At 60.9% G+C, this 23064-nt stretch carries 22 protein-coding genes; 12 read left to right on the top strand and 10 right to left on the bottom strand.

From position 1 onward, the window contains the following. Positions 1 to 11 precede the first annotated feature (11 nt). The 7 genes from KIG99_RS05565 to KIG99_RS05540 form a co-directional block, all read right to left on the bottom strand. A complete protein-coding gene (locus KIG99_RS05565; RefSeq protein WP_319002360.1) occupies positions 12 to 1613 on the bottom strand; it encodes a methyl-accepting chemotaxis protein in 1602 nt (533 codons plus the stop codon). 45 nt (positions 1614 to 1658) lie between these two features. Further along, entirely contained in the window at positions 1659 to 2723 is a 1065-nt protein-coding gene (locus KIG99_RS05560; RefSeq protein WP_226459237.1) for a VCBS repeat-containing protein, read from the bottom strand. Positions 2724 to 2777: 54 nt separating this feature from the next. Continuing rightward, entirely contained in the window at positions 2778 to 3050 is a 273-nt protein-coding gene (trxA, locus tag KIG99_RS20945) for a thioredoxin (RefSeq protein ID WP_455431260.1), read from the bottom strand. 15 nt (positions 3051 to 3065) lie between these two features. After that, positions 3066 to 3221, bottom strand: coding sequence for a hypothetical protein (locus KIG99_RS20940; RefSeq protein WP_455431251.1), 156 nt, complete (start codon positions 3219 to 3221; stop codon positions 3066 to 3068). Positions 3222 to 3274: 53 nt separating this feature from the next. Next, on the bottom strand, positions 3275 to 4378 hold the full coding sequence (hemH, locus tag KIG99_RS05550; protein WP_226459236.1) for a ferrochelatase: 1104 nt from the start codon (positions 4376 to 4378) through the stop codon (positions 3275 to 3277). Beyond that, the gene (hrcA, locus tag KIG99_RS05545) at positions 4378 to 5406 is read right to left on the bottom strand and encodes a heat-inducible transcriptional repressor HrcA (protein WP_226459235.1); all 1029 of its coding nucleotides are present in this window, start codon (positions 5404 to 5406) and stop codon (positions 4378 to 4380) included. The genes hemH and hrcA overlap by 1 nt, the downstream gene beginning before the upstream one ends. 74 nt (positions 5407 to 5480) lie before the next feature. Further along, positions 5481 to 5969 carry an acyl-CoA thioesterase gene (locus KIG99_RS05540; protein ID WP_226459234.1) on the bottom strand — a complete coding sequence of 163 codons (489 nt, stop codon included), beginning with the start codon at positions 5967 to 5969 and terminating at the stop codon, positions 5481 to 5483. A gap of 132 nt (positions 5970 to 6101) precedes the next feature. On the opposite strand from KIG99_RS05540, the gene KIG99_RS05535 reads away from it, so the two are divergent. Beyond that, positions 6102 to 7013 (top strand): NAD kinase, encoded by a 912-nt coding sequence (locus KIG99_RS05535; protein ID WP_226440998.1) that lies wholly within the window; start codon positions 6102 to 6104, stop codon positions 7011 to 7013. Positions 7014 to 7019: 6 nt separating this feature from the next. Continuing rightward, on the top strand, positions 7020 to 8675 hold the full coding sequence (gene recN, locus KIG99_RS05530) for a DNA repair protein RecN (protein ID WP_226459233.1): 1656 nt from the start codon (positions 7020 to 7022) through the stop codon (positions 8673 to 8675). A gap of 42 nt (positions 8676 to 8717) precedes the next feature. On the opposite strand, the gene KIG99_RS05525 is transcribed toward recN, so the two are convergent. Both KIG99_RS05525 and fur read right to left on the bottom strand, forming a co-directional pair. Next, the gene (locus tag KIG99_RS05525; protein WP_226459232.1) at positions 8718 to 9326 is read right to left on the bottom strand and encodes a TMEM165/GDT1 family protein; all 609 of its coding nucleotides are present in this window, start codon (positions 9324 to 9326) and stop codon (positions 8718 to 8720) included. Between the two features lie 6 nt (positions 9327 to 9332). Then, positions 9333 to 9776 carry a ferric iron uptake transcriptional regulator gene (gene fur, locus KIG99_RS05520; RefSeq protein ID WP_226440995.1) on the bottom strand — a complete coding sequence of 148 codons (444 nt, stop codon included), beginning with the start codon at positions 9774 to 9776 and terminating at the stop codon, positions 9333 to 9335. 95 nt (positions 9777 to 9871) lie between these two features. Between fur and KIG99_RS05515 the strand changes: the two genes are divergently transcribed. From KIG99_RS05515 to KIG99_RS05485, 7 genes are all read left to right on the top strand, one after another. Next, positions 9872 to 10354 carry an outer membrane protein assembly factor BamE gene (locus KIG99_RS05515; RefSeq protein ID WP_226459231.1) on the top strand — a complete coding sequence of 161 codons (483 nt, stop codon included), beginning with the start codon at positions 9872 to 9874 and terminating at the stop codon, positions 10352 to 10354. A gap of 3 nt (positions 10355 to 10357) precedes the next feature. Further along, complete coding sequence (gene dapB / locus KIG99_RS05510) at positions 10358 to 11164, top strand: 4-hydroxy-tetrahydrodipicolinate reductase (protein WP_226459230.1); 807 nt, start codon at positions 10358 to 10360, stop codon at positions 11162 to 11164. 5 nt (positions 11165 to 11169) lie between these two features. Next, positions 11170 to 13719 carry a response regulator gene (locus tag KIG99_RS05505; protein WP_226459229.1) on the top strand — a complete coding sequence of 850 codons (2550 nt, stop codon included), beginning with the start codon at positions 11170 to 11172 and terminating at the stop codon, positions 13717 to 13719. Between the two features lie 124 nt (positions 13720 to 13843). Beyond that, positions 13844 to 14992: a glutamine-hydrolyzing carbamoyl-phosphate synthase small subunit gene (gene carA, locus KIG99_RS05500; protein WP_226461792.1), complete on the top strand. Its 1149-nt coding sequence runs from the start codon at positions 13844 to 13846 to the stop codon at positions 14990 to 14992. Positions 14993 to 15013: 21 nt separating this feature from the next. Further along, entirely contained in the window at positions 15014 to 18220 is a 3207-nt protein-coding gene (carB, locus tag KIG99_RS05495) for a carbamoyl-phosphate synthase large subunit (RefSeq protein WP_226459228.1), read from the top strand. Positions 18221 to 18288: 68 nt separating this feature from the next. Continuing rightward, a complete protein-coding gene (gene greA / locus KIG99_RS05490; RefSeq protein ID WP_226459227.1) occupies positions 18289 to 18765 on the top strand; it encodes a transcription elongation factor GreA in 477 nt (158 codons plus the stop codon). Between the two features lie 3 nt (positions 18766 to 18768). Further along, complete coding sequence (locus KIG99_RS05485; RefSeq protein ID WP_226459226.1) at positions 18769 to 19230, top strand: DUF4149 domain-containing protein; 462 nt, start codon at positions 18769 to 18771, stop codon at positions 19228 to 19230. Here KIG99_RS05485 and KIG99_RS05480 read toward each other — a convergent pair whose 3' ends face one another. After that, on the bottom strand, positions 19231 to 19593 hold the full coding sequence (locus tag KIG99_RS05480) for a YhbY family RNA-binding protein (RefSeq protein ID WP_226459225.1): 363 nt from the start codon (positions 19591 to 19593) through the stop codon (positions 19231 to 19233). Between the two features lie 31 nt (positions 19594 to 19624). Between KIG99_RS05480 and rlmE the strand changes: the two genes are divergently transcribed. The 3 genes from rlmE to folP are packed head-to-tail and all read left to right on the top strand — an operon-like array spanning position 19625 to position 23056. Further along, on the top strand, positions 19625 to 20242 hold the full coding sequence (rlmE, locus tag KIG99_RS05475; protein ID WP_226459224.1) for a 23S rRNA (uridine(2552)-2'-O)-methyltransferase RlmE: 618 nt from the start codon (positions 19625 to 19627) through the stop codon (positions 20240 to 20242). Positions 20243 to 20297: 55 nt separating this feature from the next. Then, positions 20298 to 22178 carry an ATP-dependent zinc metalloprotease FtsH gene (gene ftsH / locus KIG99_RS05470; protein ID WP_319002359.1) on the top strand — a complete coding sequence of 627 codons (1881 nt, stop codon included), beginning with the start codon at positions 20298 to 20300 and terminating at the stop codon, positions 22176 to 22178. Positions 22179 to 22234: 56 nt separating this feature from the next. Next, entirely contained in the window at positions 22235 to 23056 is an 822-nt protein-coding gene (gene folP / locus KIG99_RS05465) for a dihydropteroate synthase (RefSeq protein ID WP_226459223.1), read from the top strand. Positions 23057 to 23064 lie beyond the last annotated feature (8 nt).

The raw sequence follows: 23064 nt of genomic DNA, 5'->3' as shown, positions 1-23064 counted from the left end.
CTGATTTATGTTCAGACCTTGAAGCGGCCCACCATCGCTGTCAGGCCTTCGGCCAGACGTTTCAGGTCGTGTGCGGCGCCCGTGGTCTGTTCCACCGTGCCGTTGTTTTCGCGTGCCATGCCGGCAATGGCTTCGATGCTGGCTTCGACATCACCGGAGACGCGGCGCTGCTGGTCGGTTGCTGCAGCGATAGCATCCAGGCCATGGCCGACTTCGGTCACCGAACCATTGGTGGCCTGCAAGACGCTGGATACCGTGGCTACGGCAGTCTGGCTGCTTTCCAGATGTTCCAGGCCTTCTTCGATGCTGCGCCGGACGGCGACCGACTGGGCGCTCAGCGTGGCGGTAATCGAATCGATCTCGCTGGCCGAGCGTGACGATTTTTCGGCCAGCTTGCGTACCTCGTCGGCGACCACGGCAAAGCCGCGACCCTGCTCGCCGGCGCGAGCGGCTTCGATGGCGGCATTGAGCGCCAGCAGGTTGGTCTGTTCGGCGATGTCCTTGACCTCGCGGGTCATGTGGGTGATCGCCTCGGTGCTGCGCACGAATTCGTTCACCGAGCCGGCCATTTCCTTGACGGCCTGTTCGACGACATCCATTTCGCCGAGCAGTACCTTGAGGTTGCGGCTGCCTTCGTTGGCGCGCAGCAGGCTTTCCTGCGACTGGTGCTGGACATGCTCGGCGCTCTGGGCGATCGAGGAAATGCTGGAAACCAGTTGTTCGACCGCTGCAGCAGCGTCGTTCGATTTTTCATTCTGCTGATGCGAGCTTTGCGAAACGCGGTCGGCGTTGTCGGAAAGCGCTGCGACGCGGGCCGAGACCTGGGCCGCGGAATCGCGTACCTGACGGACCAACTGGTTGAAGTTCTCCATCATCTCGTTGAAGACGAGCGCAGCCTGGCCGACTTCATCCTTGCCCTTGACCGGCAGGCGCCGGGTCAGGTCGCCTTCGCCGCGGGCGATGTCGGAAAGCCCCTTGCGCAATTCGTCGAGCGGTACGGTGACGAAATGGTTGGTCAGCAGATAGATGATGACGAGCAGGATGCCGACCGCCGCCAGAGCAACGCCGGCAATCTTGATGCGGAAAGCAGAGACATCGGCTTCGACGGAGTCGAGCGATACCTTCATGCTGACAATGCCGAGTACCGTGCCTTCGGGCACCTGGTGGCAGAGCACGCAATCCTTGCCGAGGTAGTTCTTGGAAGCCTTGGTCGGGTTGATGACGTGCAGGTAGGAATTGCCGTTGCCGGACTCGACCGAAAGATAAGGTACGCCGGTAGACATGACCTGCTTTTCCAGCGGGTCGAGCTGGCGGGTCTCCTTGGTGTCGGGGCCGTAGAGCTTGACGACGGCCTCGCCACGGGCGACGTGCAGATCCTTGATGATCGACAGTTGCTTGATCTGGTCGAGGAATACCTCGCGCTGGCCAACCGTGCCGGTGATCATCATGCCGGTCAGGCCGGCCATGGTCATTTCATGGATGCTTTGCGAGAAATCCTGGGCCTGTCGGATGGCCGTGTCGCGATTAACTTGCGTAGCCCAGACGATGATGATCGTCCAGATGATGGCTAGTGTCAGCCAGATGGCAGCCGTCAGGCGTATCCATATTTTCATGTCACCAAACCTCGGCATTGTGTCCCCTCAATAGCGACCATCTTATCAGGCTGTCAGGTCGATTTGCTGGATTGTGCCAGCGCTTCCGTCTTCCTGCAAAAAAATACCGGAACTGCGAATTTTGCCAAGTAGCTGGTTGCTGTCATTTTTCAGGCTGAATGGCGTAGCGACGTTCGCCAGGGCGATAGCACCCACTCCGGCATCGCCCAGTGAAAGCAGTTGCTCTTTTGCATCAGCGTTGCGTGTCCAGACCTGGAGTTGGCCGAATGCAGCATCGTTTTCATCGATCCAGCCATTCTTGTCATCGTCGAGGGCGGCGAGTTCGCTGAAACCGTTGCCGCTGCTCGGGCCGAACATTTCCTTGCCGTTGTTGATGACGCCGTCGTGGTTGCGGTCAAACACGAGAAAGCCGCTGCCCGGGGCAACGAAATTGATCTGTTCCGCGCTGCCGTCGCTGTTGAGGTCGAAGGCAAAGCGCTGGTCAGTCAGCTGGGCGGCATTGCCGGCGAAATTGAGGACCAGCGGATCGACCTGACGGGCTGCATCGCCGAGGCGGATGCTGACGTTGCTCTCTTCGTAATAGCTGCGCGACATCGATAATTCGACATTGAAGTTGATGCTGCGCCCGTCGGCGGTCTGTACGCTACCCGTGGCCGAGAAGCTGGTCTGCTCCGTTTCGCTGTAGGATTCGTGGTAGTCGTAAGCCATGCCATAGCCGGCCGCCGGCGCTGGTGTGTTGCCTGGGCTGCCGCTTGCTGCCGGTGCTGTGTTGCTGGTTGCCGAGCCATTGCTGCCGTGCAGCTGGCTGCTGTCAAACGTGTGAATTTTTTTGCCGGTCAGATATTCCAGCATGCTGCGGATCAAATTCAGCATCGGATCATTGTCGACCGCTGCATCGACCTCCGAGTTGATCGCTTCCGCAGATTGGCTGCCCTGCCTTGCCGCATCGGAGAGTGTCACGAGGCTGCTGTTCGCGGCCGGCTGGCGGACTTGCGGCTCGCTGTTGGGCCGGCGCTGACCAACCCACATCTGTGTCGATTCGCGAACTTCGTGGCGTTGCGTGCTGTTGTGCGATGAACTCATTTGCAGCTGGGCGCTGGCGATTTTCATGGCGGGCCTCCGGGGGGAATATGTTCCTTGGTTAACGGCCCCCAGCCCGGAAAGTTAAGTTTTGTTAAGACTGGCGCGGACCCAGTGTTTGAGGGAGTTCGCGTCAAGTGCGCCGCTCTGGCGGGCAATTTCGCGACCGTTCCTGAAAACGGCCAGGGTCGGGATGCTGCGGATATTGAAGTGGGCGGCCAGTTGCTGTTCGTTCTCGGTATTGAGCTTGGCGAAGCGAACCTGCGGTTCGAATTCGGCGCAGGCCTGGGCAAAGGCCGGGGCCATGCTGCGACAGGGGCCGCACCAAGGGGCCCAGAAGTCGACGACGACCGGCAGATCGCTGCGCCCGACCTAGCGTTCGAAATTGCCAGCGGTCAACTCGATCGGCGAGCCCGAAAACAGCGCCTGCCGGCATTGTCCGCAATTCGGGTGCTCGCCCAAGCGGGCGGCGGGAAGACGGTTGACTGCCGCGCAGTGCGGGCAGACGACATGCAGGCTTTCACTCATCGGGGGCTCCGGTTAATCAGGTTTTCCTGATGTGTGGGCCGGTGCCCCGCTTTTCAAGAGTGGGCGCCGTGCTTGACGGCCAGGCTGGCGGTCAGCTCCTGTGCCCGCGGATCGATTTCCGCCTTGCTCGGCCAACCGCCGAGATGTTGCTCGACGAGGCTGGTCAGGGCGTGCAGCCAGTCGTTGTTCTCGTTGAGTGCCGGAATGTAGTGGTATTCCTTGCCGCCGGCGGCGAGAAAGTCGTCTCGCCCTTCCTGGGCGATTTCTTCCAGTGTTTCCAGGCAGTCGGCGGTGAAGCCCGGGCAGATGATGTCTACGCGGCGCACGCCTTCCTTGCCCAGTGCCTGCAGGGTCGGTGCGGTGTAGGGCTGCAGCCACTCTGCCTTGCCGAAGCGCGACTGGAAGCAGACCTTGTATTGCTCGGGCTGCAGCTTCAGGCGTTCGGCGAGCAGGCGGCCGGTCTTCTGGCATTCGCAGTAGTAGGGGTCGCCAAGGTCGAGGCTGCGTTTGGGCAGTCCGTGGAAACTGATGATCAGGCGGGCATCGGCAGTCAACTGGCCGCTGGCCTGCCAGTGCTTGCGCACGCTTTGCTCGAGGGCGCCAAGGTAGCCGGCGTCGTCGTGGAAGTTGCGGATGAAGCGCAGTTCCGGCTGGTTGCGGATTTGCGTCAGCCAGTGGCAGGCCTCATCGATGACGGTAGCCGTCGTGCTTGCCGAATACTGCGGATACATCGGGACGAGCAGGATGCGTGTCGCACCGCCGGCCTTGAGGCGGGACAGCACATCGGGAATCGATGGCGAACCGTAGCGCATCGCCCAGGTAACAGTCAGGTGATGACCGCGTTCGCCGATGTAGCCGGCGAGCAGCTTGGCCTGGCGTTCGGTATGGACGCGCAGCGGCGAACCTTCCGGCATCCACACGGAGGCGTACTTGGCGGCCGATTTCTTTGGCCGGATGTTGAGGATGATGCCGTTCAGGATCAGCCACCAGATCGGCTTGGGAATCTCGACGACGCGCGGATCGGACAGGAACTGGCGCAGGTAGCGCTTGAGCGACGGCGCATCCGGCGCGTCCGGGGTGCCCAGGTTGACGAGGACGACGGCGGTGGTGGCCGCCGTGCCGTGACGGTGCGGCGGCTCGGTGAGAAAGCGTGGCATCAGTTGTCCGATTGGTAGGAAAGGGCGCTGGAGAGCAGGCGGGCGGTGATGTCGACAATGGGGATGACCCGTTCGTAGGCCATCCGGGTCGGGCCGATGACGCCGACCGAGCCGACGATCTGGCCGTCCACGGTGTAGGGGGCGGCGATGACGCTGCATTCGTCGAGCGGGGCGATGCCGGATTCGCCGCCAATGTAGATCTGCACGCCTTCGGCACGGTTGGAAACGTCGAGCAGGCGCATCAGGCTGGAACGCTGGTCGAAGAGGTCGAACAGTTCGCGCAGGCGTTTCATGTTCGAAGAGAGTTCCTCGACGTCGAGCAGGTTCTTTTCGCCGGAAATGACATAGGGCGCCGGATTTTCCGACAAGGCGGCATCGCCGGCTTCAAGGGCCAGCGTCATCAGCGGCCTGATGTCGTCGCGCAACTGCTGGATTTCCTGGGTCAGGCGATGGCGGATCTGCTCGAAATCCATGCCGCCGAAATTCTGGTTCAGGTAATTGGCGGCGGTCACCAGTTCGGATGGCGAATAGTTCTTGTCGGTGTTGAGGATGCGGTTCTGCACGTCACCATCCATGGTGACGATGATGAGCAGGATGCGCTTTTCAGAAAGGCTGAGGAATTCGACCTGGCGGATGCGGCTGGCACCCCGGCGCGGCGCCATGACGACGCCGGCAAAATGGGTCAGGCCGGAGAGCAGGTGCGAGGCGCTGGAAATGATCTGGCTGGCCGGTTGACCGTTCAGCGCTTCTTCCATGGCGCCCATCTGGCGTGCTTCGAGCGGTCGCACGGTGAGCAGGCTGTCGACGAACAGGCGGTAACCGCGTGCCGTCGGGACGCGGCCGGCCGAGGTGTGCGGGCTGGAGACGAAGCCGGCTTCCTCAAGGTCGGCCATGACATTGCGGATGGTGGCCGGCGACAGGTCGAGCCCGGAAAACTTCGACAGTGCCCGCGAGCCGACCGGCTGGCCGTCGGCAATGTAGTGTTCAACCAGCGTCTTGAGCAGGGAGCGGGAGCGATCATCAATCATGGCTGGGGATTGTACAAAAAACCGGCGTTGCTGCTGCCCTTCATTTATGCGGGCAGCGCCATGAAAAAGGGCATTTACGCGATGTCGACCGGATGCAGGGCCTGGCGGCGCGATTCGAACTCCTGGCGCAGTTCGCGGCGCAGGATGGCGGCCTGGAAGCGGCGCTTTTCTTCGGCCGTTTGCGGCTGGCGTGGCGGCACCGGTGTCGCCTTGCCCTGTTCGTCGACGGCGACCATCGTGAAGAAGCAGCTGTTGGCGTGGCGCACGCTGTGTTCGCGGATGTTCTCGGTGAGCACCTTGATGCCGATTTCCATCGACGTGCGACCGGTGTAATTGACGCTGGCCAGGAAGGTCACCAGTTCGCCGACGTGGATGGATTGCCGGAACATCACTTGGTCGACCGACAAGGTGACGACATATTCGCCGGCGTAGCGGCTGGCGCAGGCATAGGCAACCTGGTCGAGCAGCTTGAGGATGGTGCCGCCGTGCACATTGCCGGAAAAATTGGCCATGTCAGGCGTCATCAGGACGGTCATGCTCAGTTGGTGGTCGGGGAGATGCATGGGTTTTGCCGGGAGGAAAGGGAGAGGGAATCTTACTGCGCTTTGCCGCTCAAGCGTTGCCGGCGCCTTCCGCTTCAGGGAGATGGAGATCGAGCAAGCGCGCGCGGCGATTTTTATGCAAGAATTCGGGCCATGAACAGAAGCTTCGCGTCCATCCGCGCGCCGCGGACGATTGCTCTGGTCGGCAAATACCACAGTATGGAAATTGCCGAGTCCTTGCGTCGTCTGGCCGAATACCTGCACGAGCGGGGCGTCAGCGTTTTCATCGAACGCGAGACGGCGGAGCACATCGGGCGCAAGGTCGATCTGTCGCGCTGGGTGACCTGCGGTTTCAACGACATCGGTGCGCATGCCGACCTCGCCATCGTGCTCGGCGGCGACGGCACCATGCTCAATGCAGCGCGCCGCCTGGCGCGCTACTGCGTGCCGCTGGTCGGCGTCAATCAGGGCCGGCTCGGCTTCATGACCGATATCGCGCGCGACGACATGCTGACCTGCATGGACGATCTGCTCGACGGGCGCTTCATGCCGGAAAACCGCATGCTGCTGGCCGCCGAGGTGATCCGCGACGGCAAGGAAATCGCGTCCAACCTGGCACTCAACGACGTCGTTGTGGACAAGGGGGCGATCGGCCGCATGATCGAGTTCGAACTCTTCATCGACGGCGAATTCATCTACAACCTGCGTTCGGACGGCCTGGTTGTCGCCACGCCGACCGGTTCGACGGCGTATTCGATGTCGGCCGGCGGCCCGATCATGCATCCGACCCTGGCCGGCATCGCGCTCGTGCCGCTCTGCCCGCATGCGCTGACCAACCGGCCGATCATCGTCAATGACAGTGCCGATATCGAACTGCGCATCGCCAATGCCGACGATCCGCGCGTGCACTTCGACGGCCAGGTCACGCTCGATCTGGCGCGCGACGATTGCGTGCGCATCAAGCGTTCCGGCTATTCCATCCGTTTCCTGCATCCGCCCGGTTACAGCTACTTCGCCATGCTGCGCCAGAAGCTGCACTGGAGCGAGCGCCCGAAAGGCCCCTGATTTCCGATGTTGCGCCACCTGACTATTCGCGATTTTGTCATCGTCGACCGCCTGGAACTCGAGTTTTCGACCGGTTTTGGCACGTTGACCGGTGAGACCGGGGCCGGCAAGTCCATCCTGATCGATGCGCTGACCCTGGCGCTCGGCGAGCGCGCCGATGCCGGCGTGATCCGTTCCGGTTGCGACAAGGCTGAAGTGGCGGCGACCTTCGATATTTCTGCTTTGCCCGAGGTGCGCGCCTGGCTGCTTGCCAACGATTTCGACGCCGACAGCGAGTTGCTGCTGCGCCGTGTCGTCGATGCCGGCGGCCGTTCGCGCGCCTACATCAACGGTTCGTCGGCCACTGCGCAGCAATTGCGCGAAGTCGGCGAATGGCTGGTCGATATTCACGGCCAGCATGCGCATCAATCCCTGTTGCGCAGCGATGCGCAGCGCGCCCTGCTCGATGCCCATGCCGGTCTGGGTTCTCTAGTGCGCGAAGTTGGCAGCGCCTTCCGCATCTGGCGCGAAGCCGGGCAGGCGCTGATGGCAGCCAGCGAGGGCGCCGAGGCGCTGGCGCGCGAACGCGAACAGCTCGAATGGCAGGTGCGCGAACTGGCCGCCTTGTCCTTCGGCGAAGATGAATGGGCCGGGCTCGATGTCGAGCACCGTCGTCTGGCACACGCCGCCAGCCTGATCGACGGTGCGCAGTTCGCGCTCGGCGTGCTGGCCGAAGACGAGGGCGCCTGCGAGCGCCAGATCGACAGCGTGGCGACACGTCTGACCAGCCTGGCCGAGTACGATCCGGCGCTGGAAGAAGTGGCGGCACTGGTCCAATCGGTTCAGGCCGAATTGTCGGAAGCCGTCTCGACCCTGCGCCGTTACGCCGATCGTGCGGATCTCGATCCGGCCCGCCTGGCCGAGGTCGAACGGCGCATGGACGCGGTGATGGCGAATGCCCGCAAATATCGCGTCCAGCCGCCTGAGCTGCCGGCCTTGCTGGCCGGCTGGCAGCGCCGTCTGGGCGAACTCGAAGTGGCCGCCGATCTGGCTGCGCTGCAGGCACGCGCGGCGGTGGCGCAGAAGGAATATCTGGCGCTGGCCGGTCAACTCTCCAGCGGACGGCAAAAAGCCGCGACCGAGATGGGGCTGGCGGTCAGCGAAGTGATGCGGCAGCTGGCCTTGTCGTCGGGGCGTTTCGAAGTGGCTTTGTTGCCCATCGAGAACGGCCAGGCCTACGGGCTGGAGCAGGTCGAGTTCCGCGTTGGCGGTCTCGCTGGCAACGAAGCGAAGCCGCTCGCCAAGGTGGCTTCCGGCGGCGAGCTGTCGCGGATCAGCCTGGCCATCCAGGTGTTGACCTCGCGTTCGGCCAGTGTGCCGACCCTGATTTTCGACGAGGTCGATGTCGGCATCGGTGGCGGCGTCGCCGAGATCGTCGGTCGCCTGTTGCATGAACTCGGCGGCGAGCGTCAGGTGCTGTGCGTGACGCACCTGCCGCAGGTTGCGGCGCAGGCCAACTGGCAGTGGCAGGTGAGCAAGGCGACGCGCGACGGGGTGACGCTGAGTGCCATTGCGCCGCTCGACGAGGGCGGTCGGGTGCAGGAAATTGCCCGCATGCTGGGCGGTGTCGAAATTACCGAGATCACCCGCCAGCACGCCCGCGAACTGCTGCGCTTCCAGTAAGCCGGTCGTCCCGGACGGTCGACGTCCGTCCAGAGGCAAAAATCAGATTTCGCCGTAGGCCAGTTTGCCGAGCGCGAGCAGCGCGAGCAGGATGAAGAACGCGCCGCTGATGCGGTGGATCCAGACCAGCGGCAGGCGTTGCAGCAACTTGCGGCCGGCGAAGACGCCGAGCAGCGAGGTGCAGGCCAGGGCGAGGGTGGCGCCTGTCCATACGGCGGCGGCTGCGGTGGTGCTGCCGAGGCCGGCGACGGCGATCTGCGTCTTGTCGCCGAATTCGGCCAGGAAAATCAGCAGGAAAGTCGTTGCGAAAACGCCGTGCCCCGGCTTTTCCTCGATCGCTTCGTCCTCATCCTCTTCTTCGTAACGCAGGGCGCTGACGCCGAACACGGCAAACAGCACGGCCACCGCCAGCGTGATGACCCAAGCCGGCAGCCAGGCGGCAACGGCGGCGCCGAACAGCACGGCAAGCAGGTTGAGAATGGCGAAGGCGGCAATCGCGCCGAGCACGACCGGCAAGCCGCGATGGCGTGCGGCGAGGGTCATGCAGACAAGCTGGCTCTTGTCGCCGAACTCGGCGAGAGCGATCAGCAAAAAAGTGGTCCCCGCCGAGGAAAACCAGCTCCCCGGCGCCAGTACTGCGAAATCAGGCATTGCCGCTCAGGACTTGTCGTCGGGATTGTTGCGGTGCGTGCAGTTGGTCTTGGTGCACTGGGCGTAGAGATAGAGCGCGTGATCCTGGATCGCGAAACCGCGCTCCTCGGCAATCGCGTTCTGGCGCTTTTCGATTTCCGGGTCGTAAAACTCTTCGACGCGGCCGCAATCGATGCAGACCAGGTGGTCGTGGTGCTTGCCGTGATTGATTTCGAAGACGGCCTTGCCGGATTCGAAGAAATGCCGCTCGAGCAGCCCGGCCTGTTCGAACTGGGTCAGGACGCGATAGACGGTGGCCAGCCCGATGTCCATGTTTTCGGCGATGAGCATGCGATAGACGTCTTCCGCCGTCATGTGCCGCACCGTGGTTCTCTCGAAAAGCTCAAGAATTTTGAGGCGCGGAAAGGTGGCTTTCAGGCCCATGTTCTTGAGGCTTTGGGGATCGCTCATCGGTAAAATTTCCAGAAGGTGTTGCGGCGGGGCCGGAGGGGATTTCGGGTATGATATACCGCTTCAAAGGTGTTTGAGAAACTCCGGAAAGCCGCATGCCTCGTTACCCGCTACTGCTCGTTGCAGCCTTTTGCACGCTTCTGACCGCTTGTACCTACAAGCCGGCCTTCATTAACGAATACAAGATCGACATCCAGCAGGGCAATGTGCTGACCCAGGAAATGGTCGCCCAGCTCAAGCCGGGGCAGACGCGCGACCAGGTTCGCTTCCTGCTCGGTTCGCCGATGATTACCGACATCTTTCACCAGCAGCGCTGGGATTATGTCTATCGTTACCGGAACGGTCAGACCGATCGGGTCGATGAGCGCAAGTTTGTCGTCTTCTTCGATGCTGCCGGCCGCCTCGAGCGCGTTGCCGGCGATGTCGAGGTCGCCTCGGTCGAGGATCTGACGACGCCGCAGAACAAGTCACGGCTGGTTGATCTCGGTTCGATTTCGGGCGAAGCGGCCGATGTGCCGTTGCCGCCGCGCGAACCGCCGAGCCTCTACCGGCGCTTCATGAACGCAATGGGATTTTAAGCAATGAGTGCAACACGTATTGGCATCGTCGGTGCCGGCGGCCGGATGGGCCGCATGTTGATCGAATCGACGCTCAAGGATGAGCGGGTCGTGCTGGGGGCGGCGTTCGGCCTGCCGGGCAGCCCGGAAGTCGGCAAGACGGCGGGTGATCTGGTCGGCATGGCGTGCGACGTCGTGGTCATCGACGATGTTGCGGCCGGTCTCAAGAATATCGACTGCCTGATCGACTTCACGCGCCCGGAAGGCACGCTCGAGCATCTCGCGCTGTGCCGCAAGGCCGGGGTCGGCATGATTATCGGCACGACCGGCTTCGATGCCGAAGGCAAGGCGGCGATTGCCGCGGCCGCGCAGGATATTCCCGTTGTCTTCGCCGCCAACATGGCGGTCGGCGTCAATCTGGTCTTCAAGTTGCTCGACGAAGCTGCACGTATCCTGAACCAGGGTTACGACATCGAGATCGTCGAAGCGCATCACCGCCTCAAGGTCGACGCGCCGTCCGGTACGGCGCTGCGCATGGGTGAGGTGGTGGCCTCGGCGCTCGGTCGCGATCTTGCCGAGTGTGCGGTTTACGGTCGCGAAGGCGTGACCGGCGAGCGCGATCCGTCGACCATCGGCTTTGCCACGGTGCGCGGCGGCGATATCGTCGGCGACCATACGGTGATGTTCTGCGGTCTCGGCGAGCGCGTCGAAATCACGCACAAGGCGAGCAGCCGCATGCCGTATGCCCTGGGCAGCCTGCGTGCCGCGCGCTTCATTGCCGGGCGCAAGAACGGCCTGTTCGATATGCAGGATGTGCTCGGTTTGCGCTAGCCGCCATGAAATCACGTCTGCTGGCACGTCAGTTACAAGAAGTCTTCGGCGGCGAAGGTGAGTCGCAATTAAGGCAGTTGATTGGCGATGCTGGTGGTGATCAAAATGCGTTGGCCCAGGGGGTTGAAAAACTTGTCGGGCTGGTTGATTCGGCCTACAGCGCCTATGCCGGGCTGAACAACTGGCAGGCCTTGCTGTCCGGCGATGCGTTGACCGACTGGAATCTGCGCAGCGGCCATATCGAATCTGGCCGGCAGTGGAAGGAATTGCTCGGCTATACGGTCGACGAGCTGGAAAACTCGATTTCCCAGTGGCAGAAACTGCTGCATCCGGAGGACCTGCGCGAGTTGCAGACCCGGATTGCCGCGCACACCCGGAGCAAGGAGCGCTATTTCCAGGCCGAATGCCGTCTCCGGGCGAAAAGTGGCGAATGGCGCTGGTTGCTGGTGCGCGGCGCGGTGGCGGCGCGTGATCCGGCGGGCGAGCCGATCCGCATGCTGGTCCTGCTGCGCGACATCAGCGCGGTGAAGGATGCCGAGGCAGCGCTGATTGCTGCCAAGGAAACGGCTGAGGCTGCCAACAAGGCGCGCGGCTCGTTCCTGGCCAACATGAGCCACGAAATCCGCACACCGATGAACGGCATCATCGGCATGACCGAACTGGCGCTCGATACAGAACTCGATGCCGAGCAGCGGCACTACCTGAAAACGGTCAAGTCGTCTGCCGAAGCCTTGCTGGTCATCGTCAATGACATCCTCGATTTTTCCAAGATCGAGGCCGGGAAGATGCAGTTCGAATCGCTGGCGTTTTCTGCCCAGGATATCGTTCTCGAAGCGGCCCGTGTACTCGCGGTCAGCGCGCACAAAAAAGGCCTGGAGCTGATCGTCGATGTGCGGCCGGATGTGCCGCTGCGTGTGGTTGGCGATCCGAACCGCCTGCGTCAGGTCATCATCAACCTGATCGGCAATGCCATCAAATTTACTGAAAAGGGCGAAGTCGTTCTGGTCGTCAGTGTCGAGCAGGCGGCGAGCGGCTCGGTCTTCCTGCGCTTTGCCATTCGCGATACCGGGATTGGCGTTCCCCCGGACAAGCAGCAGGCAATTTTCGAGGCTTTTTCCCAGGCTGACGTATCCACCACCCGGCGCTTTGGTGGTACCGGGCTGGGGCTGGCTATTTCAGCTCGCCTCGTGCAGTTGATGGATGGCCGGATCTGGCTGGAGAGCGAAGTCGGGAAGGGTTCGACCTTCTTCTTTACGGTCCGGCTTGGCGTCGAAACTGCCGCCGCGGGCATGGTAGTGCCTGATGGGCGTTTCAAGGGCAAGCGGGTATTGGTCGTCGAGGATAATGCGGTCGCCGGGCGTTATCTTGTCCAGTTGCTTGAGGCGCTTGGCATGCAGGTTTCCATGCTGGCGGATGCCGGGGCGGCGCTCGCGGCGATTGAGCGCTCCCGTTCGGTCGACTTTCCTTTTGACTATGTTTTTGCTGATGCCGGCATGGCGGCTCCTGCCGGTCTGGCTTTGGCTGAGAGCTGGAGTCAGGCAGGGCGTCCGGAAAAGCTCCTGATGATGCTGACTACCGAGAATCAGCGGCAGGATCTGGTGCGTTTGCGCGAGCTTGGTGTTTCCGCGCATCTGGTCAAGCCGCTCGGGCCGGGCGATGTGCTGGATGCTCTGCAGTTGGTCAGCAAGGAGCCGGAAGTTGCTGGCGAATTTGCTTTGGCCGATTTCAATGAGGATCTCGGGAAGGACGAGGGGGGGCGCGTCCTGAATGTGTTGCTGGTTGAGGATAATCCGGTCAATCAGGAACTGGCGCTACGTCTGCTGCAGCACAAGTCGCACCGCGTGGTGGTCGCCAATAATGGCGCCGAGGCGGTGGAGCAGTTTGACGAGAAGCACTTTGACGTCATCCTGATGGACATGCAGATGCCGGTGATGGGCGGTATCGAAGCCACGGAGGCGATACGCTCGCGCGAAATGCGGCGCAGCTGGGTGGTCTCGCACGCATTCAAGCCGGTCTATATCGTCGCGATGACCGCCAACGTGATGTCCAGTGACCGTGATCGCTGCCTGGAAGCGGGCATGAATGACTATGTCGCCAAGCCCTTGCGTTCGGACATGCTCTATGCGGCCCTGGCCAGAGCCTCCGGTGAGGCCGGTGACGTGCTTGAGGTGCTGGTGGCGGAGCCCGAGCTTGTTGCTGGCGTGCAGCTTGATCTGCGCAGCGCCCTGCGGGACATCGGCGACGCCGATTTGTTCGCAACCATGGCCGGTATGCTGGTCGCCGAATGGGATGAGCATGTTGCCAGGGTTGCTGCGGCGCTGCAGGCGGCCAATGCGCACGAGTTGCGCATGCATGCACATACCCTGAAGAGTCTGCTCGCCATGTTCCATGCCGAATCGGCGCGGCGCCGGGCGATGGATCTTGAGCAGGCTGCCATGTCGGTTGAAAGCGTTGATTGGCCGAGTTGTCAGCTGATTTTCGCTGGCCTCGCCGAAGAAATGACCCGTCTGCGACCGCTCCTTGAGGACTATGTGAGAACTCGTGTAATCCCTTGAATTTGCCTGAAAAGCTACTTTTCGGCTAAAATAGGAAGGTTAAAAAGCACAAGCGGGAGGGCGCGAGCCTTCCCGCTTGGCACATGAATAAATAGAAATTTTAGGAGAGCCGGTCGTGTCATTGCTGCCCTCATTCATACCCGCCATTCTCGCCCTCGCCGACGGAACGGTATTCAAGGGCCAGTCCATCGGCGCTGATGGTGTTACCAGTGGCGAAGTGGTGTTCAACACCGCCATGTCCGGTTATCAGGAAATCCTTACCGATCCTTCCTATTGCCGCCAGATCGTCACGCTGACCTACCCGCATATCGGCAACACCGGTTGCAATGCGGAGGACTTCGAGTCCAACGCCAATTACGCTGCCGGTCTGGTCATTCGTGATCTGCCGCTGGTTGCGTCGAGCTGGCGTACCCAGGACGACCTGTCGTCCTATCTGAAAAAGCACGGTATCGTCGCCATTGCCGGCATCGATACGCGCAAGCTGACCCGCATCCTGCGGGAAAAGGGCGCCCAAGCTGGCTGCATTCTGGCCGGCGAAATCGACGAGTCCAAGGCGCAGGCGCTGGCCAAGGCTTTCCCCGGTCTGGCCGGCATGGATCTGGCCAAGGTGGTTTCCGCCAAGGAAAGCTACGCCTGGACCGAAGGCGAATGGACGCTGCAAGGTTATCAGCAAGGTCCGGCGCCGAAATTCCATGTCGTTGCCTACGACTTCGGCGTTAAGAAGAACATCCTGCGCATGCTCGCCCAGCGCGGTGTCAAGCTCACCGTCGTGCCGGCCCAGACGCCGGCTGCCGATGTCTTGGCGCTCAATCCGGACGGTATCTTCCTGTCGAACGGCCCTGGCGATCCGGAACCCTGCGATTACGCCATTGCGGCGATTCGCGAATTCCTCGAGCGTGGCATTCCGACCTTCGGCATCTGTCTCGGCCATCAGTTGCTGGCCCTGGCTTCCGGCGCCAAGACGCTGAAGATGAAGTTCGGTCACCACGGTGCCAACCACCCGGTCAAGGATGTGGATACCGGCCAGGTGCTGATCACCAGCCAGAACCACGGCTTTGCGGTCGACGCCGATTCTTTGCCGAAAAACCTGCGTGCCACGCACGTCTCGCTGTTTGACGGTTCCCTGCAAGGCATCGCCCGCACCGATGTGCCGGCTTTCTCCTTCCAGGGGCACCCGGAAGCCAGTCCCGGTCCGCACGACGTGGCTTACCTGTTCGATCGCTTCCTTGACACCATGACGCGTGGCGTTGCCGCGCTCAACAACGCGCAATAAGCGGCACAGAGAGAGATAAAGATGCCGAAACGTACAGACATAAAAAGTGTTTTGATTATTGGCGCCGGCCCGATCATCATCGGTCAGGCCTGCGAATTCGACTACTCCGGCGCCCAGGCCTGCAAGGCCCTGCGCGAAGAGGGTTACAAGGTCATCCTGGTTAACTCCAACCCGGCGACGATCATGACCGATCCGGAGATGGCCGACGTCACCTACATCGAGCCGATCACCTGGCAGGTTGTTGCCAAGATCATCGAAAAGGAACGCCCGGACGCGCTGCTGCCGACCATGGGCGGCCAGACCGCGCTGAACTGCGCGCTTGATCTCGACCGCGAAGGCGTGCTCGAGAAGTTCAGCGTCGAACTGATCGGTGCTTCCAAGGAAGCCATCGACAAGGCCGAGGATCGCCAGAAGTTCAAGGATGCGATGACCAAGATCGGTCTCGGTTCCGCCAAGTCGGCCACTGCGCACAGCATGGAAGAGGCTTACCAGGTGCAGGCCGTGATCGGCTTCCCGACCATCATCCGGCCGTCGTTCACGCTGGGCGGTACGGGCGGCGGTATCGCCTACAACATGGAAGAGTTCGAGACCATCTGCAAGCGCGGCCTCGAAGCTTCGCCGACCAATGAGCTGCTGATCGAAGAGTCGCTGCTCGGCTGGAAGGAATACGAGATGGAAGTGGTCCGCGACAAGGCGGACAACTGCATCATCATCTGCTCGATCGAAAATCTCGATCCGATGGGCGTGCATACCGGCGATTCGATCACCGTTGCGCCGGCCCAGACGCTGACCGACAAGGAATACCAGATCCTGCGTAACGCCTCGATCGCTGTGCTGCGCGAAATCGGCGTCGATACCGGCGGTTCGAACGTGCAGTTCTCGATCAACCCGAAGGACGGTCGGATGATCGTCATCGAGATGAATCCGCGCGTTTCGCGTTCGTCGGCACTGGCTTCCAAGGCGACCGGCTTCCCGATCGCCAAGATCGCCGCCAAGCTGTCGGTTGGTTACACGCTGGACGAACTGTCGAACGACATCACCGGCGGCAAGACCCCGGCGTCCTTCGAGCCGTCGATCGACTACGTCGTCACCAAGGTGCCGCGTTTCGCCTTCGAGAAATTCCCGCAGGCCGACAACACGCTGACCACGCAGATGAAATCGGTCGGCGAAGTCATGGCGATTGGTCGCACCTTCCAGGAATCGCTGCAGAAAGCCTTGCGTGGTCTGGAAGTCGGTGTCGACGGTTTCAACCTGAAATCGGTCGATCCGGAAACCATCGACGAACAACTGGCCCGGCCAACGCCGGATCGCCTGTGGTACGTCGCCGATGCGTTCGGTGTCGGCATGTCGGTTGACAAGGTTTTCGAGCTGACCAAGATCGATCCGTGGTTCCTGGTGCAGATCAAGGAGATCGTCGATCTCGAGCTGGAAGTGGAAAAGCGCGATCTGGCCTCGTTGACCGCTGAGGAATTGCGTTTCCTGAAGCGCAAGGGTTTCGCCGACCGTCGTCTGGCTTATCTGCTGAAAACCAGCGAGTCCGAATTCCGCGCCCGTCGTCATGAGCTGAACGTGCGTCCGGTGTACAAGCGCGTCGATACCTGCGCCGCCGAATTCTCGACCGATACCGCCTACATGTACTCGACCTACGAGGACGAGTGCGAGGCCAATCCGACCGACAAGAAGAAGATCATGGTGCTGGGTGGCGGTCCGAACCGCATCGGCCAGGGCATCGAGTTCGACTACTGCTGCGTGCATGCCGCGATGGCGATGCGCGAAGACGGTTACGAAACGATCATGGTCAATTGCAACCCGGAAACCGTGTCGACCGATTACGACACTTCGGATCGCCTGTATTTCGAGCCGCTGACGCTGGAAGACGTGCTGGAAATCGTCGCCATCGAAAAGCCGGTCGGCGTCATCGTCCAGTACGGTGGTCAGACCCCGCTCAAGTTGGCGCTGGCCCTCGAAGCCAATGGCGTGCCGATCATCGGCACGACGCCGGAATCGATCGACATCGCCGAAGACCGCGAGCGCTTCCAGAAGCTGCTGCACGAACTCGGCCTGAAGCAGCCGCCGAACCGCACGGCGCGCACCGAAGAAGACGCCCTGCGCCTGGCTGCTGAAATCGGCTATCCGCTGGTCGTCCGTCCGTCCTACGTGCTGGGCGGCCGCGCCATGGAAATCGTCCATGAGCAGAAGGATCTGGAGCGCTACATGCGTGAAGCCGTCAAGGTTTCGCACGATTCGCCGGTGCTCCTCGATCGCTTCCTGAACGATGCCGTTGAATGCGACGTCGATGCCCTGTCGGATGGTGATGAAGTCATCATCGGCGGTGTCATGGAGCACATCGAGCAAGCTGGTGTGCACTCCGGCGACTCGGCCTGCTCGCTGCCGCCGTATTCGCTGTCGGTTGCCGTGCAGGATGAACTGCGCCGCCAGACCAAGCTGATGGCCAAGGCGCTCAACGTCTGTGGTCTGATGAACGTGCAGTTCGCGATCAAGGACAACGACGTCTACGTGCTCGAAGTCAATCCGCGCGCCTCGCGTACCGTGCCCTTCGTCTCCAAGGCGACCGGCCTGCAACTGGCCAAGATTGCGGCGCGCTGCATGGCGGGCCGCAGCCTGAAAGATCAGGGTGTAACCGCCGAAGTCATCCCACCGTATTTCTCGGTCAAGGAAGCTGTTTTCCCCTTCGTCAAGTTCCCCGGTGTCGATACCATTTTGGGCCCGGAAATGAAGTCGACCGGTGAGGTGATGGGCGTCGGCGTGACTTTCGCCGAAGCCTTCGTCAAGTCGCAACTGGCCGCCAGCGTCAAGCTGCCGACCAGCGGTCGCGTCTTCATGTCGGTCAAGGACAGCGACAAGGCCAAGGCAATCGAGATCGCCCGCCATCTGGTCGACGCCGGTTTCCACATCGTGGCGACGCGCGGTACGGCGCATGCCATTGAAGCGGCCGGTTTGCCGGTGCAACAGGTCAACAAGTTCACCGAAGGTCGTCCGCACATCGTGGATATGATCAAGAACAACGAGATTGCCCTGATCATCAACACGGTTGAAGAAAAGCGCCAGGCAGTGAATGACTCGCGTAACATCCGTACCTCCGGCCTGCAGGCCCGGGTTACGATGTACACGACGATCTGGGGTGCCGAGGCGGCTGCCGAAGGTATCCGCAATCTGGGTGAATTGGTGGTGTATCCGATTCAGGCTCTGCATCAGCAGTTGCACTGAGACAAACCCGAAACCGCCGGGTGGCCCTTTTTCGGGCGCCGGCGGTTTTGCTTTTGCTGGAATAAATGATGAATAAAATCCCGTTGACCGTCGCCGGTGCCGAAAAATTGCGCGAAGAGCTGCATCGCCTCAAAACGGTGGAGCGTCCTTCGGTAATCGCTGCGATTGCGGAAGCTCGTTCGCATGGCGATCTTTCCGAGAATGCCGAGTACGATGCCGCCAAGGAGCGTCAGGGTTTCGTCGAAGGGCGCATCCAGGAAGTCGAAGGCAAGCTGTCGAATGCCCAGATCATCGATCCGAAGCTGCTCGATGCAGATGGTCGCTGCGTTTTTGGCGCGACGATCGATATCGAGGATCAGGATTCCGGGGGGGCGGCGACCTATCAGATCGTCGGTGAAGACGAGGCCGATATCAAGCTGCGCAAGATCTCGGTGAATTCGCCGATGGCGCGCGCCCTGATCGGCAAGTACGTCGGCGATATCGCCCAGGTGCAGGCACCGGGCGGGATTCGTGAATATGAAGTGATTGACGTTCGCTACGAATAATTCGTGCGCAAGCTTTCCGAAGCGGTTTATTTTTTTCTGATTACGCTATGGGTCGGTGGTCTGTGGGCCATCGGCTACATGGTGGCTCCCGTCCTGTTTGCCAGTCTGGGTGACCGTCAGTTGGCCGGTGTGGTTGCCGGCAAGCTGTTTGCACTGATTGGCTGGATCGGTTTGGCAAGCGCGGCCAGTCTGCTGCTTATCATGCTTTCCCGGAGCGGCCTGCGAGCAGGCAAGAACGGGTTATTCTGGGTGGTCGTCGTGATGGCGCTGATGACTGCGGCCAGCCTGTTCGGTATCCAGCCGCTGATGGTTCAGCTCAAGGCAGATGCCTTGCCGCGCGAAGTCATGGAAAGTGTATTGCGCGACCGCTTTGTTGTCTGGCACGGGGTTTCCAGCATTCTCTACTTGTTGCAGAGTTTGCTGGGCCTGTGGCTGGTGTTGTGGAGCAGTCGCGGGCTGAAATGATCAGCCCTGGAAGGCGCGCTTGCTTTTGCGTGGCGCGGCGGCCGGGCGGCGCGCCGGTGCAGGCTTGGCGGCCTTGGCGGCAGCGCTGCCGGCAGGGGCTGGACGGTATACGATGAGCAGCTTGCCGATATGTTGTACGGCAGCGGCGCCCAGTTCGGTGCAGATCTGTTCAAGATAGGCAAGGCGGTTTTCACGGCTGTCGCCATAAACGCGGATCTTGATCAGTTCGTGAGCCGTCAGATTGACGTCGATTTCCTTGAGGACAGCCTCGGTGAGGCCATTTTCGGCAATGGAAACGACGGGATTCAGGTTGTGGGCACGGGCGCGCAGTTCGCGGCGCTCGATAGACGATAATTGCAGCATAGTAAACCTTTCAAAAACGGCATTTTACCGAATGAAGAGAACCAGGACCAGCAAAGCTTGGATGCGCGAGCATGTCAACGACACGTATGTGCAGCTTGCCAAGAAGGAAGGCTGGCGTTCGCGAGCCGCTTTCAAGTTGATGGAGATAGACGACAAGGACAAGTTGCTGCATGCCGGCGAGGTTGTTGTCGACCTCGGGGCGACCCCTGGCGGCTGGTCGCAGGTGGCTGCCAAGCGAATCGGCGAGAGCGGCATGGTAGTTGCGCTCGATTTGCTTGAGATGGAACCCATCCATTGTGTCGAGTTCATCCAGGGCGACTTTCGTGAAGATGATGTGCTCAAGCAACTCGAAGAAAAGCTTGGCGGGCGTCGGGTGGGGCTTGTAATGTCGGACATGGCACCCAACATGTCGGGTGTGCCCCTCGTCGATCAGGCGCGGATCATGTATCTGGCGGAGTTGGGTCTGGAATTTTCCAAAGCCCATTTGAAACCGGATGGCGCATTTCTGGTCAAAGTATTTCAGGGAACGGATTATGAAAGTTTTCTTCGCGCCATGCGCGAAGCTTTCAAGACGGTTGTGGTTCGTAAACCCGATGCCTCGCGTGATCGCAGTGCCGAGCTTTATTTGCTCGGTCGTGTGTTGCGCTGATAGTTGTGTATAAAATGGCGTTTTTGTCGTTCGACGCCGTCGAAGGAGAGCAAGCTTGAACAACATGTTCAAAAACCTCGCAATCTGGCTCGTCATCGGTCTGGTGCTGATGACGGTGTTCAATCAGTTCAACAGTCGTCAGGTTGCGACGGGGGCGGTCGAATACTCCCAGTTCATCGAAGAGGTGAAGCAGGGCCGGATCAGCAAGGTGGTCATGGAAGGTCGCACGCTGAAGGCGACGACCAACGACGGCAAGCGCATTACTTCCTACGCGCCTCCTGATCTCTGGCTGGTTTCCGATCTGCTGAAGAGCGGCGTCAAGATCGAGGCGAAGCCGGAGGAAGAGCCCTCCTTCCTGATGAATCTTTTCGTCAGCTGGTTCCCGATGTTGCTGCTGATCGGTGTCTGGGTGTTTTTCATGCGCCAGATGCAGGGTGGCGGCAAAGGTGGCGCCTTCTCCTTCGGCAAGTCGAAGGCCCGCATGATGGACGAGTCGACCAATATCATCACTTTTGCCGATGTCGCCGGTTGCGATGAGGCGAAGGAAGAGGTTCAGGAAATCGTTGATTTCCTGCGCGATCCCTCGAAATTCCAGAAACTGGGCGGCCGCATCCCCAAGGGCGTGCTGATGGTCGGCAACCCCGGTACTGGCAAGACCCTGCTCGCCAAGGCGATTGCCGGCGAAGCCAAGGTGCCGTTCTTCTCGATTTCGGGTTCCGATTTCGTTGAAATGTTTGTCGGCGTCGGCGCCGCGCGCGTTCGCGACATGTTCGAAAATGCCAAGAAGCATGCGCCGTGCATCATCTTCATCGACGAAATCGATGCCGTCGGTCGCCATCGCGGCGCTGGTCTTGGCGGTGGTAACGACGAACGTGAACAGACGCTCAATCAGTTGCTCGTCGAGATGGACGGTTTCGAGGGCCATACCGGCATCATCGTGATTGCCGCGACCAACCGTCCGGACATTCTCGATCCGGCGCTGCTGCGTCCGGGCCGGTTCGACCGTCAGGTTGTCGTGCCGTTGCCTGATATCCGCGGCCGTGAGGAAATCCTCAAGGTGCACATGCGCAAGGTGCCCATTTCCGGCGACGTCAAGGCTGACATTATTGCTCGCGGTACGCCTGGTTTCTCCGGTGCGGATCTGGCCAATCTGGTCAATGAGGCGGCCTTGTTTGCAGCGCGTGGCAACAAGCGCCTGGTTGATATGGATGACTTCGAAAAAGCCAAGGACAAGATCATGATGGGCGCCGAGCGCCGCAGCATGGTGATGTCTGAAGAAGAAAAGATGAATACCGCGTACCACGAGTCCGGTCATGCGGTGGTCGCCAAGGTGATGCCGAAGTCCGATCCGGTGCACAAGGTCACGATCATCCCGCGCGGTCGGGCGCTTGGCCTGACCATGCAATTGCCGGAACAGGATCGTTATGCCTACGACCGGCAGTATCTGATGAGCCGTATTGCCGTGCTGTTTGGTGGCCGGATCGCCGAAGAATTGTTCATGGATCAGATGACGACCGGTGCTTCCAACGACTTTGAGCGGGCAACTGCGATGGCGCGCGACATGGTGACTCGTTACGGCATGTCCGATCTGGGAGTCATGGTCTACGGCGAAAATGATGGCGAGGTTTTCCTTGGTCGTTCGGTGACGCAGCACAAGAACGTTTCCGAGGCGACCATGCAGAAGGTTGATGCAGAGATTCGCCGCATTATCGATGAGCAGTACGCTCTGGCTCGCAAGATTCTCGAAGAGAACCGCGACAAGGTTGAGGCCATGACCAAGGCCTTGCTGGAATGGGAAACCATTGATGCCGAGCAGATTGACGACATCATGAACGGCAAGCCACCGCGTCCGCCCAAGCCGACCCAGATGAAGCCGCGCTCCTCGGCGCCGGACGACTCTACTGGTGCCGAACCGAGTGCTGCAGCTGCGGTCTGAGTTTCTGATTTGTTGATACAGCCGGGGGCTTGCTCCCGGCTTTTCCTTTTCTAGTCATGTCAATTCTGCAATGCGGCCATTTCCGGCTATCCCTGGAGCGTCCCCTGATCATGGGGATAGTCAATCTGACGCCAGACTCGTTTTCCAGCGACGGGCTGGTCGGCGATCTGGAAAGGGCGGTTGATCACGCCAGGCATCAACTCGAGGCGGGGGCGGATATTCTCGACATCGGTGCCGAGTCCTCGCGTCCGGGTGCCATTCCAACCCTTGAAGATGAAGAGTTGCGTCGCCTTCTGCCTTTGCTTGAGCGTATTGCCGATTGGGGGGTGCCGATCTCGGTCGATACCTACAAGCCGGCGGTGATGCGAGCGGCGTTGGCCGCCGGTGCGACGATGATCAATGACATTTCGGGCTTGCGGCATCCGGAGGCGCTCGCTGCTGTACGGGGCAGCGATTGCGCGGTTTGCATCATGCACATGCAGGGTGAGCCGGGTACGATGCAGCAGGCGCCGGAGTATGCGGATGTGGTGGCCGAGGTTGGTATGTATCTGGATCAGCAGCTTGCGTGCTGCCTTGCGGCGGGGGTCGGGGCGAATCGTATCGTGCTTGATCCCGGCTTCGGTTTTGGTAAAACGCTGGCCCACAATTTGGCCCTTTTTCGTGCGTTGACCGCTATGGCGGCCGGGGGCTATCCGTTGCTGGTCGGGGTTTCGCGCAAGACCATGCTGGGGGCGATTACCGGTCGTCCGGTCGAGCAGCGTCAGGCGGCGAGTGTGGCGGCGGCAATGCTGGCGGCGCAAAAGGGTGCGAAAATATTGCGCGTGCATGATGTGGCTGCTACGCGAGACGCTTTGGCTGTGCTCGCGGTTGTTGAATAGGGAGAAGA

Source organism: Quatrionicoccus australiensis (assembly GCF_020510425.1).
In the GTDB taxonomy this organism is placed as follows: domain Bacteria; phylum Pseudomonadota; class Gammaproteobacteria; order Burkholderiales; family Rhodocyclaceae; genus Azonexus; species Azonexus australiensis_A.
This window is presented reverse-complemented; position numbering and strand designations above follow the sequence as displayed.